13 protein-coding genes are annotated in these 16,007 nt (G+C 55.6%); 6 read left to right on the forward strand and 7 right to left on the reverse strand.

Annotated elements, in window-relative coordinates:
- Positions 1–68: 68 nt before the first annotated feature.
- Positions 69–1,325, reverse strand: coding sequence for a valine--pyruvate transaminase (gene avtA / locus ACERY3_RS22135; protein ID WP_033147014.1), 1,257 nt, complete (start codon positions 1,323–1,325; stop codon positions 69–71).
- Between the two features lie 190 nt (positions 1,326–1,515).
- Positions 1,516–3,546 carry an alpha-amylase gene (locus ACERY3_RS22140; RefSeq protein ID WP_058841877.1) on the reverse strand — a complete coding sequence of 677 codons (2,031 nt, stop codon included), beginning with the start codon at positions 3,544–3,546 and terminating at the stop codon, positions 1,516–1,518.
- A gap of 314 nt (positions 3,547–3,860) precedes the next feature.
- Between ACERY3_RS22140 and ACERY3_RS22145 the strand changes: the two genes are divergently transcribed.
- A complete protein-coding gene (locus ACERY3_RS22145; protein ID WP_032661838.1) occupies positions 3,861–4,685 on the forward strand; it encodes a protein bax in 825 nt (274 codons plus the stop codon).
- 39 nt (positions 4,686–4,724) lie between these two features.
- On the opposite strand, the gene xylR is transcribed toward ACERY3_RS22145, so the two are convergent.
- From xylR to xylF, 4 genes are all read right to left on the reverse strand, one after another.
- The gene (gene xylR / locus ACERY3_RS22150) at positions 4,725–5,903 is read right to left on the reverse strand and encodes a D-xylose utilization transcriptional activator XylR (RefSeq protein ID WP_058841878.1); all 1,179 of its coding nucleotides are present in this window, start codon (positions 5,901–5,903) and stop codon (positions 4,725–4,727) included.
- Positions 5,904–5,936: 33 nt separating this feature from the next.
- The gene (xylH, locus tag ACERY3_RS22155; protein ID WP_373226538.1) at positions 5,937–7,118 is read right to left on the reverse strand and encodes a xylose ABC transporter permease XylH; all 1,182 of its coding nucleotides are present in this window, start codon (positions 7,116–7,118) and stop codon (positions 5,937–5,939) included.
- Positions 7,096–8,637, reverse strand: coding sequence for a xylose ABC transporter ATP-binding protein (locus ACERY3_RS22160; RefSeq protein WP_373226539.1), 1,542 nt, complete (start codon positions 8,635–8,637; stop codon positions 7,096–7,098). The genes xylH and ACERY3_RS22160 overlap by 23 nt, the downstream gene beginning before the upstream one ends.
- A gap of 72 nt (positions 8,638–8,709) precedes the next feature.
- The gene (gene xylF / locus ACERY3_RS22165) at positions 8,710–9,702 is read right to left on the reverse strand and encodes a D-xylose ABC transporter substrate-binding protein (protein WP_032650791.1); all 993 of its coding nucleotides are present in this window, start codon (positions 9,700–9,702) and stop codon (positions 8,710–8,712) included.
- 371 nt (positions 9,703–10,073) lie between these two features.
- On the opposite strand from xylF, the gene xylA reads away from it, so the two are divergent.
- The 4 genes from xylA (at position 10,074) to ACERY3_RS22185 (ending at position 14,486) form a co-directional block, all read left to right on the forward strand.
- Positions 10,074–11,396, forward strand: a complete 1,323-nt coding sequence (gene xylA, locus ACERY3_RS22170) for a xylose isomerase (protein ID WP_087823749.1) — start codon at positions 10,074–10,076, stop codon at positions 11,394–11,396.
- Between the two features lie 72 nt (positions 11,397–11,468).
- A complete protein-coding gene (gene xylB / locus ACERY3_RS22175; RefSeq protein ID WP_058841880.1) occupies positions 11,469–12,923 on the forward strand; it encodes a xylulokinase in 1,455 nt (484 codons plus the stop codon).
- 103 nt (positions 12,924–13,026) lie between these two features.
- Positions 13,027–13,566, forward strand: a complete 540-nt coding sequence (locus tag ACERY3_RS22180; protein ID WP_058841881.1) for an isochorismatase family protein — start codon at positions 13,027–13,029, stop codon at positions 13,564–13,566.
- Positions 13,566–14,486, forward strand: a complete 921-nt coding sequence (locus ACERY3_RS22185) for a GlxA family transcriptional regulator (protein WP_058841882.1) — start codon at positions 13,566–13,568, stop codon at positions 14,484–14,486. Before ACERY3_RS22180 ends, ACERY3_RS22185 begins: the two co-directional genes overlap by 1 nt.
- Here ACERY3_RS22185 and ACERY3_RS22190 read toward each other — a convergent pair.
- Positions 14,479–15,474 (reverse strand): acyltransferase, encoded by a 996-nt coding sequence (locus ACERY3_RS22190; RefSeq protein ID WP_058841883.1) that lies wholly within the window; start codon positions 15,472–15,474, stop codon positions 14,479–14,481. The genes ACERY3_RS22185 and ACERY3_RS22190 overlap by 8 nt on opposite strands.
- A 183-nt stretch (positions 15,475–15,657) precedes the next feature.
- On the opposite strand from ACERY3_RS22190, the gene ACERY3_RS22195 reads away from it, so the two are divergent.
- On the forward strand, positions 15,658–15,963 hold the full coding sequence (locus tag ACERY3_RS22195; protein WP_033147005.1) for a YsaB family lipoprotein: 306 nt from the start codon (positions 15,658–15,660) through the stop codon (positions 15,961–15,963).
- Positions 15,964–16,007 lie beyond the last annotated feature (44 nt).

Here is a 16,007-nt window from a genome sequence, read left to right on the forward strand (position 1 = left end):
GATATATCCTTTATAAAATATATAGATCACGATAAAAATAAGGCTCTTCATCCGAAGAGCCTTAATATTTAACAATTGCCTTCGCGCCAGGCTTTTTCAATTTCTTCGGCGAGAATTTTAACACCCGCTTCGATTTTTTCCGGATCGGGTACGTAGTTCATGCGCATGCACTGGTGCGTATGCGGCCACGGCTTATCCAGTCCCGGGAAGAAATAATCGCCCGGTACCATCAGAACGCCGCGCTTTTTCAGGCGCTGGTAGAGCAGTTCGGTGGTGACAGGCAAATCCTTAAACCACAGCCACAAGAAAATTGCTCCTTCTGGTTTGTGGATCAGGCAGCGTTCTTCCGGCAAATAGCGGCGAAGTATCGCAATCGTCTCCTGAACGCGCTGGTAATAGAATGGCTTGATCACGTCATTCGACAGACGCAGCAGGTCGTTGCGCTTAATCATTTCACACATCATCGCCGGGCCAATGCCGCCCGGTGAAAGGCTGATAATGCCGTTCATATTGGTAATGGCGGTGATGATTTTCTCGTTGGCGATGATGATGCCGCAGCGGCTGCCCGGCAGACCCAGCTTAGAGAGGCTCATGCACAGGACAATGTTCGGGTTCCACAGCGGACGTGCTTCGCTGAAGATAATGCCCGGGAACGGCACGCCGTAGGCGTTATCGATCACCAGCGGAATGCCGTGCTGATTCGCCAGCGCATCCAGTTTCATCAGTTCGTCGTCGGTGATCACGTTGCCCGTTGGGTTAGTCGGGCGCGATACGCAGATCATGCCCGTCTCTTCACCAATATGCAGGTGTTCAAAATCGACGTGATATTTGAACTGGCCTTCCGGCAGCAGCTCGATGTTCGGGCGCGCAGAGACGAACAGATCCTCTTCCAGGCCGGAATCAGCGTAGCCGATATACTCCGGTGCCAGCGGGAACAGCACTTTTTTGGTGGTGCCGTCGGCGCGACGCCCTGCGAACAGGTTAAACAAGTAGAAAAACGCGCTCTGACTGCCGTTTGTTAGTGCAATATTCTGTGGTTCGATATCCCAACCCAGCTCGTCACGCAGCATTTCGGCGAGGAGTGCCAGCAGTTCGGTTTTACCCTGCGGGCCGTCGTAATTGCAAAGCGCATCGGTTGCTTTGCCGCTTTCCAGCATCTGAGCGAGCAGCGTCTGGAAATAGGTATTCATCTCCGGGATTTGAGCCGGGTTTCCGCCGCCGAGCATGATTGCGCCCGGTGTGCGCAGCCCGTCGTTGAGATCCTCCATCAGGCGAGTAATGCCTGAATGGCGGGTAAATTTGTCGCCGAAAAGTGAAAACGTCATAGCAGGTGATCTGTCGAGCTTATTTTGAAAGTGGGTAACCATAACGCTAGCACCGTGCTGGTGCAAATCGGGTGATGTGGTCGGATTTGTTGTTTTATAGGGCGGAAGTGTATTTGTGTAGTGAATAGTTCTGGTGGGTTTCCCCTCACCCTAACCCTCTCCCACAGGGAGAGGGAACTGGAGTGTGCCGTTATTGATTACCTGCCCATACCACCATCACCTTATCGCCCTTGTGCTCGCGCACGAAGCCATACCCCTCGTTCAGCGACAGCGTGGTTTGTTTGCCTTCACCAATCGCCGGATGGCGGGCGCGGAACTGACCCAGCGTTTGCCAGTGGGCGACGGTTAGGGCCTGCTTGCCCGTGACGTCCTGCCAGTTCATATCTGACCGGGTGCCCTGTAATGGATCAGAACCCGTCGGACCGAACGGACGCTCGGATTCATCACCGTAATAGATTTGTACGCTGCCGGGTGCCAGCAGAAGCAGCTCCGCCGCGCGCTGGCCCCCTTCGCGGAACAGACGCGTATCGTGTGATGAGAGATAGCTCAGCACGTTGAAGCTTTGCAGCTTCTCCGCCATCTGCTGCCAGGTGAGATCCATATCGGCCAGACAATCCACCGCTTTTGCCGCCTGCTCCTGATAGTCAAAGTTGATCATCGCATCAAAACCGTGGCGGTAATAATCGCTTTGCATCACCCCGTGGCCCCAGGATTCCCCAGTCATCCAGAACGGTGCGTTGTCGGGCTTTTTGTCCGGGTTCGCCCCTTTCCAGGCGGCCAGCGCCTGGCTTGCCTGGTCTTTCAGCCGTTGCCAGGCCGCAAGCTCAACGTGTTTAGCCGTATCCACCCGGAAACCGTCGATGCCGTAGTCACGTACCCACTGGCTGAGCCAGTGGGTCAGATAATCTCGCGGGGTATATCCCGGGATGGCCTTCGCGTGGGTGTCGGGCTTGTGTTGGTAAAAGTTAGGCAATCCGGAAGGCGTCGTGGATTCCGTTTTCAGATCCGGCAGAAATGCCAGCGACATGGTCAAATCGTCGAAGCCGGGGTTGTCGTAATCGCCGATGTCCGTGCGGATCCATTTTTTGCCCCACCATTTCTCCCATGCGGCTTTGTCGCTAAAGTTGATGTAGTCGTTAAAGCTGTGCCAGCTTTGGCCCGCGCCCGGCTTCCAGTCCGTCCAGCGTTCTCCCAGCGTCTTTTTCAGCTCATCACCCTGAAGGTACAGGGCGCCAAACTGAAATTCCTGCATGTCTGCCAGCGTGGCATAGCCAACGTGGTTCATGACGATATCGAACAGAACGCGGATCCCGCGCTTGTGCGCTTCGTCGACAAGATGGCGTAAATCATCTTCGGTGCCCATGTTGGCGTCGAGCTTTGTCCAGTCCTGGGTGTAGTAGCCGTGATAGGCGTAATGCGGGAAATCCCCTTTTGTGCCACCGCCTACCCAGCCGTGGATCTGCTCAAGCGGGGAGCTTATCCAGAGCGCATTCACTCCCAGCCGCTGTAAATAATCGAGCTTGCCGGCAAGTCCTTTGAGATCCCCGCCGTGGAAGGTGCCAATCTCCTGCATACCGTCTTTATGACGACCGTAGCTGTTGTCGTTGCCCGGGTCACCATTCACATAACGGTCGGTCAGCACAAAATAGACAGTAGCGTTTTGCCAGCTAAACGGCGCAGGCTTGTCGGTTTCGGCGCGCTCAAGCAGCAGCAGGCCGTTACTGCTGGCGGCTGGCTGCAGGGTGATTTTTCCGTTCTGCACCGTCGCCGTCTGTTTACTGTAGTAGTCGCGCACGACGGAGCCCTCCGGGAAGGTATCGCCGACGTCCAGCGTCAGAGGTTTACCGTCCCACTTCGGACACTGGCGGATGACGTTTGCAACCGGCTGTTCTGCGGCACTCTGAATCGTCAGCAGCAGGGTGGGCGTGCCGGAGCGGGTATCAATCCGCATCTGATAGTCACCGTCGCGGAAAAGACGCCACTGCGGCGGCGTGCCGTCACAGGGCTTGAGCGACAGCATCTCATTGAGTTTTATCGCGTCCGCAGGCTGCCAGCACGTCTTGTCAAAACTCAGCGTCAGAGGACGCGTACCCTTCGCAAGCTTTGCCTGGCTGGTGAAGACCCCGGTGCCTTCGGCGCTAAATGCGCTAAACCCCGGCGATGACCAGTCGGCATGCGCCAGTGCGGGTAACATCAGAAAGGCTAATGCGGTACGTTTCATTCCTTTTTCCTGTCGCGGCATTTTTGACCAGTGTGCCATCAGGCGAGGGGCAAAAACTCATCCCCTGTCGCTTTCTGCCGGGAGGAAGAGTGAGGATGAGTGATCTCGCGCAAAATTAGGCAGTTATCTGCGATAGCGCACACAGTTTTTGTGGAATGATGTTTTTATGAGCAAGTTTCAGGTGACATAGTTTCGGAATTGGACTATTTCTATACGTGCTCTTGAAGTCTATTTTTGATATGATTTGAGATTCCGCTCTCAAATTTGTGAAAAAAATAAGGTGTTGGGATGATTACATCCGACCAGGAGACCTAATGATATCGACTCCCATTCGACGATATGGGGCTGCGATACTCATGTTACTCACCACGGCATTTTCGGGTGAGGTGCTTGCGAAGACGCACACGGATACAACGAGTAAGAAAGCCCACGTAATAAAGACGACAAGTAGTAAGGTTAGCAGTAAACAAGAGTATTCTCGCAATAGTGCAAAGAGTAGTTCACTTCCTGATTTGCGAAAATACCCTTCCGGAACACCAAGGAAAAAAGCGTTTCTCCGGACGGTAATGCCTTACATCACGAGTCAAAATGCCGCGATTACTGCGGATCGTAACTGGCTGATTTCCAAACAGTACGATAGCCGCTGGTCGCCGTCAGAGCGCGCGCGTCTGAAAGATATCACGAAGCGCTACAAGCTGAGCTGGAACGGTAACACCCGTCGTGTGCCGTGGAATGCTCTCCTTGAGCGTGTGGATATCATCCCGGGCAGCATGGTTGCGACCATGGCTGCTGCCGAAAGCGGCTGGGGTACTTCTAAGCTTGCGCGTAGCAACAATAACCTTTTCGGCATGAAATGTGTGAAAGGTCGTTGTAATAATGCCCCTGGCAAGGTGAAAGGCTATTCGCAGTTTGAATCTGTGAAAGATTCCGTCAGCGCCTACGTGGTGAATCTGAACACGCACCCGGCCTACTCATCGTTCCGTAAATCACGCGCTCAGCTGCGTAAAGCGGACCAGGAAGTGACGGCCAGTACGATGATCCACAAGCTGAAAGGTTATTCGACAAAGGGACAGAGCTATAACAACTATCTGTTCGCCATGTACCAGGATAACCAGCGCTTAATCGCCGCCCATATGTAATCTCGAAAAAACGCCTTCCACTGGAAGGCGTTTTCTTTTCTATATCAACACCTCGCTGTGGCGATCCCGATACTCCTTCGGCGTGGTGTCATACTCCTTGCGAAACACGGAATAGAAATATTGCAGAGACGGGTAACCGCACATCTGCGAGATTTCGTTGATAGACAGCGACGTGGAAATGAGCAGGCTGCGTGCTTTCTCCAGCTTTTCAGCATGGATGACGGCATGAATGGTTTCGCCCACCTCTTCTTTAAAACGCTTCTCCAGATTCGAACGCGAAATGCCCACCGAATCCAGCACCTGATCGACCTTTATCCCTTTGCAGGCGTGGTTGCGAATGTAGTGCATGGCCTGAATGACGGCCGGGTCGCTTAAGGAGCGATAATCGGTTGAGCGACGTTCCACGACGCGGACAGGAGGCACGAGCAAACGCTGAAGCGGCAGAGATTCTTTATCGAGCAGACGATGCAGCAGCTTCGCCGCCTGATAGCCCATCTGACGCGTGCCCTGAGCAACGGAGGAGAGCGCCACGCGAGACAGATAGCGGGTCAGTTCTTCGTTATCAATGCCAATCACGCACAGCTTTTCGGGCACAGGAATGTGTAAATGTTCGCAGACCTGCAGCACGTGCCGCGCGCGAGCGTCCGTCACGGCGATAATACCGGTTTGCGGCGGCAGCGTTTGCAGCCAGTCCGCCAGGCGGTTTTGCGCGTGCTGCCAGTTTTCTGGCGCGGTCTCCAGCCCCTGATAGACCACGCCACGGTATTTCTCCTGCGCGACCAGCTGGCAAAACGCGTGCTCGCGTTCTACGGCCCAGCGCTTGCCGCTGGTGGCTGGTAACCCATAAAACGCGAAGCGATGGACGCCTTTCTCTTTTAAATGAAGAAAGGCGGCCTCGACCAGGGCATGGTTATCGGTGGCAATGTAGTGGACCGGCGGATAGTGTTCGGGCGAATGGTAGGAGCCGCCGACGCCCACTATCGGGACGTCGACGTCGGTCAGCAGCTGCTCAATGATGGGATCGTCATAGTCGGCGATGACGCCATCGCCCAGCCAGTCTTTGATGTTCTCCAGACGGGTGCGAAAATCTTCTTCAATAAAAATATCCCATTCGGATTGCGACGCCTGCAAATATTCACCAACGCCTTCCACCACCTGACGGTCGTAGGCTTTATTGGCATTGAATAACAACGTAATGCGGTGACGCTTTTCAAACATGGCTCACTTCCCAATTAAGTCACAATACGGTTATCAGGCCCGTCGCTTGGTGGCCGAGTCCATCCAGACTGCCAGTAAAAGAATGGCCCCCTTGACGATATACTGCCAAAACGTCGGGACGTCCATCATACTCATCCCGTTATCCAACGACGCCATGATAAATGCCCCCATGACCGCGCCCGCCACGCTCCCGATACCCCCTGCGAGGCTGGTACCGCCAATGATGCAGGCGGCGATAGCATCCAGCTCGGCGATGTTACCGGCGGAGGGAGAACCGGCGCCCAGACGCGAGCTGAGGATCAACCCGGCGATAGCGACCATCAGGCCGTTAATGGCGAAAACTGCCAGCTTGGTACGTTCGACATTGATACCTGAGAGGCGGGCAGCTTCAAGGTTGCCGCCTATGGCATAAATACGGCGGCCAAACGCGGTGCGCGTCGCCATAAACATACCGGCCAGAAGTAAAAGCGCCAGCAGCAGGACGGGGGTCGGAACGCCGCGATAGTCGTTTAAAAGCCAGATGGCGCCCAGCACAATAACCGCCGTGAGCGCCTGACGCCCCACTACCGACGTTGACGCTGGAGAAGCCAGCCCCAGCGCCTGACGGCGCATGCGTCCACGCCACTGCCACGCGACAAACCCCAGCAACCCCACCACACCGAGGGTAAAGCCCACGGTATCCGAGAGGTAACTCTGGCCAATCTGCGACATGGCTGCACTGGTCGGGGAGACGGTGGTGCCGTTAGTGATGCCGATTAAGATCCCGCGAAAGGCCAGCATCCCCGCCAGGGTGACAATGAACGATGGCACCTTACGGTAGGCAACCCACCAGCCGTTCCAGGCTCCCAGTACCAGACCCAGCACCAGCGTGACCGCCACGGTCAGCGGCAGCGGCCAGCCGAGCCAGACGTCAAAAATCGCCGCCACGCCGCCGAGGAGACCCATCATCGACCCGACCGACAGGTCGATCTCCGCGGAGATAATCACGAACACCATGCCCACCGCCAGAATGCCGGTGATGGCGGTCTGGCGGAGCAGGTTAGAGACGTTACGCGCGCTTAAGTACGAGCCATCGGTCATCCAGGTAAAGAACAGCATGATGACGATAATGGCCGCGATCATCACGAAAACCTGCAGGTTAAGCGCCTTTAGTCCCGCGAACGCACCGGGCGTCGGAACAGCGACTTTGATATCAGACGGATTGCTTTTCGACATGACGTTCGCTCCTTAAAGCGGCTTCCATCACCTGCTCCTGCGTCAGGTTCTGGTTAATCAGGTTGGCTTTCAGTTTTCCCTCGTGCATGACCAGCACGCGGTCGCTCAGGCCGAGCACTTCGGGTAACTCAGACGAAATGACAATGACGGCAATCCCTTGCTGTACAAGCTGATTAATCAGTTTGTAGATTTCATATTTGGCACCGATATCAATCCCGCGCGTTGGCTCATCAAGAATTAATATGCGTGGATTGAGAAGCAGGCAGCGCGCCAGAATCGCCTTCTGCTGGTTTCCCCCGCTCAGACGGCCAATCGCCAGTTCCGGCGAGGAGGTTTTGACCTTCAGCCGGGCAAGCGACTGGAGGATGCACTGCTGCTCGGCGGCGTCGTCCAGGCTTCTCAGCGCGCCGGAGAACCGATCGAGTGCCGCAAGCGTAATGTTTTTACCCACCGCCATCACCGGTACGATGCCGTCTTTCTTACGATCTTCCGGCACCATGGCAATGCCGTGGGCAATCGCCTGCTGGCAGTTGTCGATTTTCACCGGCTGGCCGTCGATATAAACCGTGCCCTCCCAGCGCCCCGGCCACACGCCAAACAGGCACTGTACGGCTTCGGTGCGCCCGGCACCGACGAGGCCGGCAATCCCAAGAATTTCGCCACTTTGAAGGGAAAACGAGACGTTATTGACGCGCTTGATGTGGCGGTTAACGGGGTGCCACGCGGTCAGGTTTTCCACGCGCAGCACTTCATCGCCCTTAGCGTGAGGCTCATTCGGGTAGAGCGCCGTCAGCTCGCGGCCCACCATCATGGTGATGATGTCATCTTCACTCATCCCCGCGGCTTCACGCGTGCCGATGTGCTGCCCGTCGCGGATCACGCAGATGGTGTCCGAAATGGCTTTGACCTCGTTCAGCTTGTGCGAAATGTAGATACAGGCGATGCCGTGGTTTTGCAGATCGCGGATGATGTTGAGCAGAACCGCGGTTTCCTGTTCGGTAAGCGAGGCCGTTGGCTCATCAAGGATCAGCAGCCTGACCTGTTTATTTAGCGCCTTCGCTATTTCGACCAGCTGCTGTTGACCCAGGCCCAGATCCCCTACGCGGGTATCCGGTGAAATGTTGAGGCTCACCTGCGCCAGCAGCTTTTCGCAGCGGAGCGTCATGGTGTCGTAATCCAGCACGCCGCGGTGGGAAATTTCGGCCCCGAGGAAGATGTTCTCCAGCACGGTGAGATGCTTCACCAGCGCCAGCTCCTGGTGGATGATGGCGATGCCTTTGCGTTCGGTATCGCGGATGTGTGTCGCCTGAATCACTTCGCCAGCAAAGACGATTTCGCCTTCGTAGCTGCCGTGTGGGTAGATCCCGCACAGCACTTTCATCAGCGTCGACTTGCCCGAGCCGTTCTCGCCGCACAGTGAAACCACTTCGCCGGCGTTCAACCGGAGGCTAACGTTGTCGACGGCTTTCACCGTGCCGAAGCGCTTGGTGATGCTTTTCATTTCAAGTAAATAGGGCATAACCGCTCCACATAACCCGAGGGAAGAACAGTACAACGTGATGCGCCCCCGCAGAGCAGGGGCCGCGCCGGATTACAGTTCGCTCTTCTTGTGGAAACCGTCTTTAACCACGGTGGCGTCAATGTTCTCTTTATTGACTTCAATCGGCGTGAGCAGGCGAGCCGGAACGTCTTTCAGGCCGTTATTCAGCGTTGCGTCTGCTTTAGGTTGTTTGCCATTACCCAGCTCCACGGCGATTTCCGCCGCCGTATTGGCCAGCTGGGTAATCGGTTTGTAGACCGTCATGGTTTGGGTGCCTGCGATAATGCGTTTTACGCCAGCGAGATCGGCATCCTGTCCTGAAATGGCGACTTTTCCGGCCAGCCCCTGTGCGCTCAGGGCCTGGATAGCACCGCCTGCAGTGGCATCGTTGGAGGCCACAACCGCATCAATTTTGTTGTTGTTGGCCGTCAGCGCGTTTTCCATAATTTTCAGCGCGTTTTCTGGCAGCCAGCCGTCGGCCCACTGATCGCCAACCACTTTAATTTTACCGTTGTCGATGTACGGTTTAAGGACTTTCATTTGCCCTTCGCGGAACAGTTTGGCGTTGTTATCTACCGGAGAGCCGCCCATCAGGAAATAATTGCCCTGAGGCACTTTGTCGATCAGGCTTTGCGCCTGTAATTCCCCGACTTTTTCATTGTCGAAAGAAATATAATAATCAATATCCGCATTATTAATCATGCGGTCATAGGCCAGGACTTTTATGCCTTCCTGTTTGGCTTCTTTCACCACGTTACTTAATACCTGGCCGTTATAGGGGATAATGACCAGAACATCGACGCCACGGTTGATCATATTCTCGATCTGCGACATTTGTGTTTCTTCGTTGCCGTTAGCCGACTGAACAAACACGCTTGCGCCGAGAGATTCTGCTTTCTTCACAAAAATATCGCGATCTTTTTGCCAGCGTTCCAGGCGCAGGTCGTCAATCGCCATGCCAATTTTGACCTCTTTGGCATGTCCTGCAAAGCTTGCAAGGAGAAGCGTAGTGCAGAGCGTTAGAGTTAGGTTCTTTATCTTCATAATTATTAGGCCTTTTTGTAGGGGTATGTGTTGCTGAGATAAAAGAAACATTCACTACTGAGACGGAGCAAATTTTTAACGCGGAAAGGCGGGCTGGCAATTACAGATTTTTATCTTCTCATTATGATATTTGGTTTATTTCTGAATTTATGACCGCGATCGGATTTTAAAATACGTAACGTCTTAATTACATTTGATTCTGGAATACGCGCCGAAAAATAGTTTGTCTGCGCATTATTTTGCGAGCCAGCGCACAGTTGTGCATTCTCTCAATAGCAGTGTGAAATAACGTAATTGAGCAACCCAAAATGTCTATTCACTATTACTCCTGTATCAACGACTCGCCGCATACCCTGATTATGGAGCTCAATATGCAAGCTTATTTCGACCAACTCGATCGTGTTCGTTACGAAGGCCCAAAAACGACCAATCCTTTAGCATTTCGTCACTACAACCCGGATGAGCTGGTGCTGGGTAAGCGCATGGAAGATCATCTGCGCTTTGCCGCCTGTTACTGGCATACCTTCTGCTGGAACGGCGCCGATATGTTCGGCGTGGGTTCCTTTGACCGCCCGTGGCAGCAGCCGGGTGAGGCCATTGAGCTGGCAAAGCGCAAAGCCGATGTCGCATTTGAGTTCTTCCACAAGCTGAACGTACCGTACTACTGCTTCCATGACGTGGACGTGTCGCCGGAAGGCGCGTCGCTGAAAGAGTATCTGAACAATTTTGCGCAGATGGTGGATGTACTGGCGGCGAAACAGCAGCAAAGCGGCGTGAAGCTGCTCTGGGGCACGGCAAACTGCTTCACCAACCCACGCTACGGCGCGGGCGCGGCAACCAATCCGGATCCGGAAGTGTTTAGCTGGGCAGCCACGCAGGTGGTGACGGCAATGAACGCTACGCATCAGTTGGGTGGCGAGAACTATGTCCTGTGGGGTGGCCGTGAAGGTTATGAAACGCTGCTGAACACCGACCTGCGTCAGGAGCGCGAGCAGATTGGCCGCTTTATGCAGATGGTTGTCGACCATAAGCACAAAATCGGCTTCCGCGGCACGCTGCTGATTGAGCCGAAACCGCAGGAACCGACCAAGCATCAGTATGACTACGACGTGGCGACGGTGTATGGCTTCCTGAAGCAGTTCGGTCTGGAAAAAGAGATCAAAGTGAACATTGAAGCCAACCACGCCACGCTGGCGGGCCACTCTTTCCATCACGAGATCGCGTCTGCGATTGCGCTGGGCATTTTCGGCTCTGTCGATGCGAACCGTGGCGATGCACAGCTGGGCTGGGACACCGATCAGTTCCCGAACAGCGTGGAAGAGAATGCGCTGGTGATGTACGAAATCGTCAAAGCGGGCGGTTTCACCACCGGCGGCCTGAACTTTGACGCCAAGGTGCGTCGTCAGAGCACCGACAAATACGATCTGTTCTACGGCCACATTGGCGCGATGGACACCATGGCGCTGGCGCTGAAAGTGGCGGCTCGTATGATTGAAGACGGCGAGCTGGATAAACGCGTAGCGAAGCGTTACAGCGGCTGGAACAGTGAGCTGGGCCAGCAAATCCTGAAAGGTCAGTTATCGCTGGCGGAAATTGCGAAGTACGCTGAACAACAGCAGCTGGCGCCGCAGCACCAGAGCGGGCACCAGGAACTGCTGGAAAATCTCGTAAACCACTATCTGTTTGATAAGTGATTGAGCTGAAGATGCACGTAGGCCCGGTAAGCGTTAGCGCCACCGGGCATTTCTGTTAAAGGAGTCACCGTAATGTATATCGGGATCGATCTTGGCACATCGGGTGTGAAAGCCATCCTGTTGAGCGAGCAGGGCGACGTGTTAGCAACGCAGACGGAAACGCTGCAGGTTTCACGTCCGCATCCGCTGTGGTCGGAACAGGATCCGGAGCAGTGGTGGCAGGCGACGGATCGCGCAATGAAAGCCTTAGGTGAGCAGCACAGCCTTCGTGACGTGAAAGCGCTGGGAATTGCCGGACAAATGCACGGCGCTACGCTGCTCGACAGCCAGCATCGCGTGCTGCGTCCAGCGATCCTCTGGAACGATGGTCGCTGCGCGGAAGAGTGCGCGCTTCTTGAGGAACGCGTACCCAATTCCCGCGAGATTACCGGCAACCTGATGATGCCCGGCTTTACTGCGCCCAAATTGCTGTGGGTGCAGCGCCACGAACCGGATATTTTCCGTCAGGTGGCGAAGGTCCTGCTGCCGAAAGACTATCTGCGTTTTCGCATGACGGGCGATTTCGCCAGCGACATGTCCGATGCCGCGGGCACCATGTGGCTCGACGTGGCGAAGCGCGACTGGAGCGAGGCGATGCTGGATGCCTGCCATCTGACCCGGGAACATATGCCCGCGCTGTACGAAGGCTGTGAGGTGACAGGCGCACTGCTGCCAGCCGTTGCTGAACGCTGGAATATGCCTGCCGTACCGGTGGTGGCCGGGGGCGGCGATAACGCGGCGGGCGCTGTCGGTGTCGGCATGGTTGAGGCGGGGCAGGCGATGCTGTCGCTGGGAACGTCCGGCGTCTATTTTGCCGTCAGCGACGGGTATCGCAGTAATCCAGAAAGCGCCGTGCACAGTTTCTGTCATGCCCTTCCCGGGAAATGGCATTTGATGTCGGTGATGCTCAGCGCGGCATCCTGCCTGGACTGGGCGGCAAAACTCACCGGCATGGCCGACGTTCCGGCGCTCATTTCCGCAGCCCAGCAGGCGGATGACGCTGCGGGTACCGTCTGGTTTTTACCGTATCTTTCCGGCGAGCGTACCCCGCACAACAACCCGGAAGCGAAAGGGGTGTTCTTTGGCTTAACCCATCAACATGGCCCGGCAGAACTGGCGCGTGCGGTTCTGGAAGGCGTGGGCTATGCGCTGGCCGACGGGATGGACGTGGTGCACGACTGCGGCCTGAAACCGACGAGCGTCACCCTGATTGGCGGCGGTGCGCGAAGCCCTTACTGGCGACAGATGCTGTCTGATATCAGCGGGTTGCAGCTGGATTTCCGCACCGGAGGGGATGTCGGGCCCGCGCTCGGTGCCGCGCGTCTGGCGCAGATAGCCATTCATCCGGAACAACCGCTTTCGCAACTGTTGCCGCAGCTTACGCTTGAACAGGCGCATTTGCCTGACGCGGCGCGCCATGCGCGGTACGCGGAGAGGCGCGACGTGTTCCGCAAAATCTACCAGCAGCTGCTGCCGCTGATGTCTTAAAACCGCTTGTCCGGGAGAGGCACGAGGATGTCCTTTTTTGGTCTGTGCGTGCCTTCATTTCCTTGCCAGTATGGTGTCACACCCACTGGCGAGGAGAACCATCATGTCACGCATTGCATTAATCAACATCGATACTCAGCAGTCATTCCATCACCGCAATTACTGGCAGGAGGACGAAATTCCTGCCTTTCAGCAGGCGATGCTGGGGCTGATTGAAGGCTGTCAGGCGCACAATATTCCGGTCGTTGATATTTTTCACGTGGATGAAGACGGTCCTTTCACCCTCGAAAGCGGCTATGTCAAACCGATGGCCTTTTTACGTCATCAGCCGGATGTGGTTTTCCAGAAACACGTCCATAATGCCTTCACGGATACCGGGCTTGACCGCTGGCTGCGCGAGCGTGATATCAACCAGCTGATTATCTGCGGCGTTCGCACTGAACAATGCTGTGAAACCACCGCCCGGGTGGCATCCGATCTGGGTTATGCTGTGACCTTTGTTAGTGAGGCAACGCTGACGTTTCCCATGACGTACAAGGGGATAACCCTTAGCGCAGCGGAAATTCGCCATCGTACCGAGACGGTACTTTCCGGGCGTTTTGCCGAGATTAAAACGGTAGCGGAGACGCTGGAGTCACTGTAATGCGCATCGACGTCTGGTTCGTGATGTTGCCCGGGGTGCTGTCATTAGACATGACCGGCCCGGCAGAAACCTTTGTGCTGGCAGGCGACGCGTTTCGCCTGCATTACATTGGCCCGCAGCCTGACGTTCAGACGTCGATTGGCCTGACGATGAGCGGCATTCAGCCGCTGCCGGAGCGTCTGCCGGAAGGTAGTCTGCTGGTGCTGCCGGGTGTGAGCGACTCCCGCAGTCAGTTCTCAACGCCACAGGCGCAGCAGATCCAGCACTGGCTGATGCGTCTGCAGCCGCAGATCCAGCGCCAGGAAATCACCGTGATGTGCGTCTGCTCAGGGGCCTTACTGGCGGCGAAATCGGGCCTGCTGAACAACCGACAGTGCACGACCCATCATGACGTTATTAGCCGTTTACGCACCGCGGCCCCCACGGCGACGATTAAAGAAAACCGCATCTTTGTGCAGGATGAGAATATCTGGACCAGCGCGGGGATCACGTCAGGCATCGATCTGGCGCTGCACATGATTAACCGCCTGTGCGGCCCCGAAAAGGCGCTGACCGTAGCGCGTGAAATGGTGGTCTGGTTCCGCCGTTCCGGTGACGATCCCCAGCTCTCTCCGTGGCTACGCTATCGCAATCATCTTCACCCGGCGATTCATCGGGCGCAGGATGCGCTCACCGCCGACCCGCAAAAAACGTGGAGCTTGCCTGACATTGCCGCACTGGCGCACGTCAGCCCGCGTCATCTCACCCGGCTTTTTCAGTCACATTTAGGGATTAGCGTTCGCGATTATCTGGAACAGCTGCGTCTGGCGGTGGCGGAGCAGTGGCTGATACAGGGGCGCGGCGTTGAGCAGGCTTCACTGGCGGCAGGGTTTTCCTCCCCGCGCCAGTACCATCGCGCCCGGCAGCGAAGCATTAGCTGACGAAGCGGCGAACGTCTATTTTTTGCAGCAGCATCGACAGCAGCAGGCTGATCGCCAGCGTGGCGGCAAAAATCCAGACCATATCCAGCACCGGCCAGCTTTTTAGCTCAACGCCTCTCGTGCGCAGCGCGTGGATCACCAGCGCGTGAAAACCGTAAATCCCGAGAGAGTGCCGCGAGATAATACTCAGCACGGGAAGGGCGCGCGTGTTCAGGGTATTTTTGGCAAGCGTGAGCAGCGAAACGGCACAGATAAAGACCATCGGCCCGCAATAGAGATACCAGGTATCGGCAAAATTGCCGCGCCACTGCAATTCGTGCAGCGTCCCGCGTGAAATCACTGCCACGCCAGCGATAAACAGCGCCCCGCAGAGCCAGTTCAGCCCGCGTTTTTGCGTGTCCATCATCCCGATGGCGCGCCCCAGCATGCCGTAAAGCACGTAGTAAAAAGTATCGCCGTTGATATAGAGATTGACCGGCAGCCACTCAAATCCGTCGATTTTCTGTGAGAGCGTATTCGGGTTGGCGACAATGCCGATAACCACCATCAGGGCCAGAAGCATTTTACCGCTGACGTGTTTTACCTGGATGAGCGGGGAGACCAGATAGATAACGATAATGGCGAAGAAGAACCACAGGTGGTAGAACACCGGTTTTTGCAGTACGTATTTCAGCGATAGCCCGGCGTTAATGGAGGTGAACAGCGTGATATAGAGCAGGGCAACGGCGCTGTAGAACCCCAGGCAGGCCGCGATGCGGATGAAGTGCCGCGGCTGCGCGCTACGCTCGCCAAAAAAGAGAAAGCCGGAAATCATAAAGAACAGCGGCACGCTGACGCGTGACGCAGAGTTGAGAATATTGGCGATATCCCAGTTAACGGGGCTGATGCTGTGGGCATTCGTGACGTACCAGGTCGTCGTGTGGATCATGACCACCATCAGACACGCTATTCCTCGCAGGTTATCAATCCAGTTAATTTTTGACTGCATCAGTTCCTCGTATTCCCTGTAAATTGAGTGTGACTGCCATTGTCCAAAAGTCTTCGCTTGGAAAATTCTGAGTTTTATTCAGCAGGCTTGTAGGGAGGCCGCGAGATTCGCAGAATGCCGGACCGTAATCTATAAAAGCTTTGATACTAAAAATAACAGCCACTGACCAGGGCGGTAATAAAAATGATGATGAAGCGTGTGGCGTCACTCTTTCTGCTGTTGAGCCTGGCGGGATGCAGCGCGCCGCAAGAAGCACCTGTGCAGAAAGCGCAGCAGGGTAAAATGAGCCCGGAACGTTCACTGAATATGGAAGCGCTCTGTAAAGATCGGGCCGCTCGCCGCTATAACTCGGACGTACAGAAAATTGATGTCACCGGGTTTGAGCGTTTTCAGGGAAGCTATGAGCTGCGGGGACATACGTCGCGCAAAGAGGGCTTTGTCTGCTCGTTTGATGCGGACGGTCAGTTTTTACATCTCTCCATGCGCTAGCCTGCTCGTATAATCAACAGCCAGACGCCGTCAGCGTTCTGGCC

It is taken from the genome of Enterobacter cloacae complex sp. ESBL7, from assembly GCF_041679625.1.
In the GTDB taxonomy this organism is placed as follows: domain Bacteria; phylum Pseudomonadota; class Gammaproteobacteria; order Enterobacterales; family Enterobacteriaceae; genus Enterobacter; species Enterobacter asburiae_B.

Coding starts and splice junctions, on each gene's coding strand:
- avtA (WP_033147014.1), bottom strand. CDS start 1,325: ATGACGTTTTCACTTTTCGGCGACAAATTTACCCGCCATTCAGGCATT.
- ACERY3_RS22140 (WP_058841877.1), bottom strand. CDS start 3,546: ATGAAACGTACCGCATTAGCCTTTCTGATGTTACCCGCACTGGCGCAT.
- ACERY3_RS22145 (WP_032661838.1), top strand. CDS start 3,861: ATGATATCGACTCCCATTCGACGATATGGGGCTGCGATACTCATGTTA.
- xylR (WP_058841878.1), bottom strand. CDS start 5,903: ATGTTTGAAAAGCGTCACCGCATTACGTTGTTATTCAATGCCAATAAA.
- xylH (WP_373226538.1), bottom strand. CDS start 7,118: ATGTCGAAAAGCAATCCGTCTGATATCAAAGTCGCTGTTCCGACGCCC.
- ACERY3_RS22160 (WP_373226539.1), bottom strand. CDS start 8,637: ATGCCCTATTTACTTGAAATGAAAAGCATCACCAAGCGCTTCGGCACG.
- xylF (WP_032650791.1), bottom strand. CDS start 9,702: ATGAAGATAAAGAACCTAACTCTAACGCTCTGCACTACGCTTCTCCTT.
- xylA (WP_087823749.1), top strand. CDS start 10,074: ATGCAAGCTTATTTCGACCAACTCGATCGTGTTCGTTACGAAGGCCCA.
- xylB (WP_058841880.1), top strand. CDS start 11,469: ATGTATATCGGGATCGATCTTGGCACATCGGGTGTGAAAGCCATCCTG.
- ACERY3_RS22180 (WP_058841881.1), top strand. CDS start 13,027: ATGTCACGCATTGCATTAATCAACATCGATACTCAGCAGTCATTCCAT.
- ACERY3_RS22185 (WP_058841882.1), top strand. CDS start 13,566: ATGCGCATCGACGTCTGGTTCGTGATGTTGCCCGGGGTGCTGTCATTA.
- ACERY3_RS22190 (WP_058841883.1), bottom strand. CDS start 15,474: ATGCAGTCAAAAATTAACTGGATTGATAACCTGCGAGGAATAGCGTGT.
- ACERY3_RS22195 (WP_033147005.1), top strand. CDS start 15,658: ATGATGATGAAGCGTGTGGCGTCACTCTTTCTGCTGTTGAGCCTGGCG.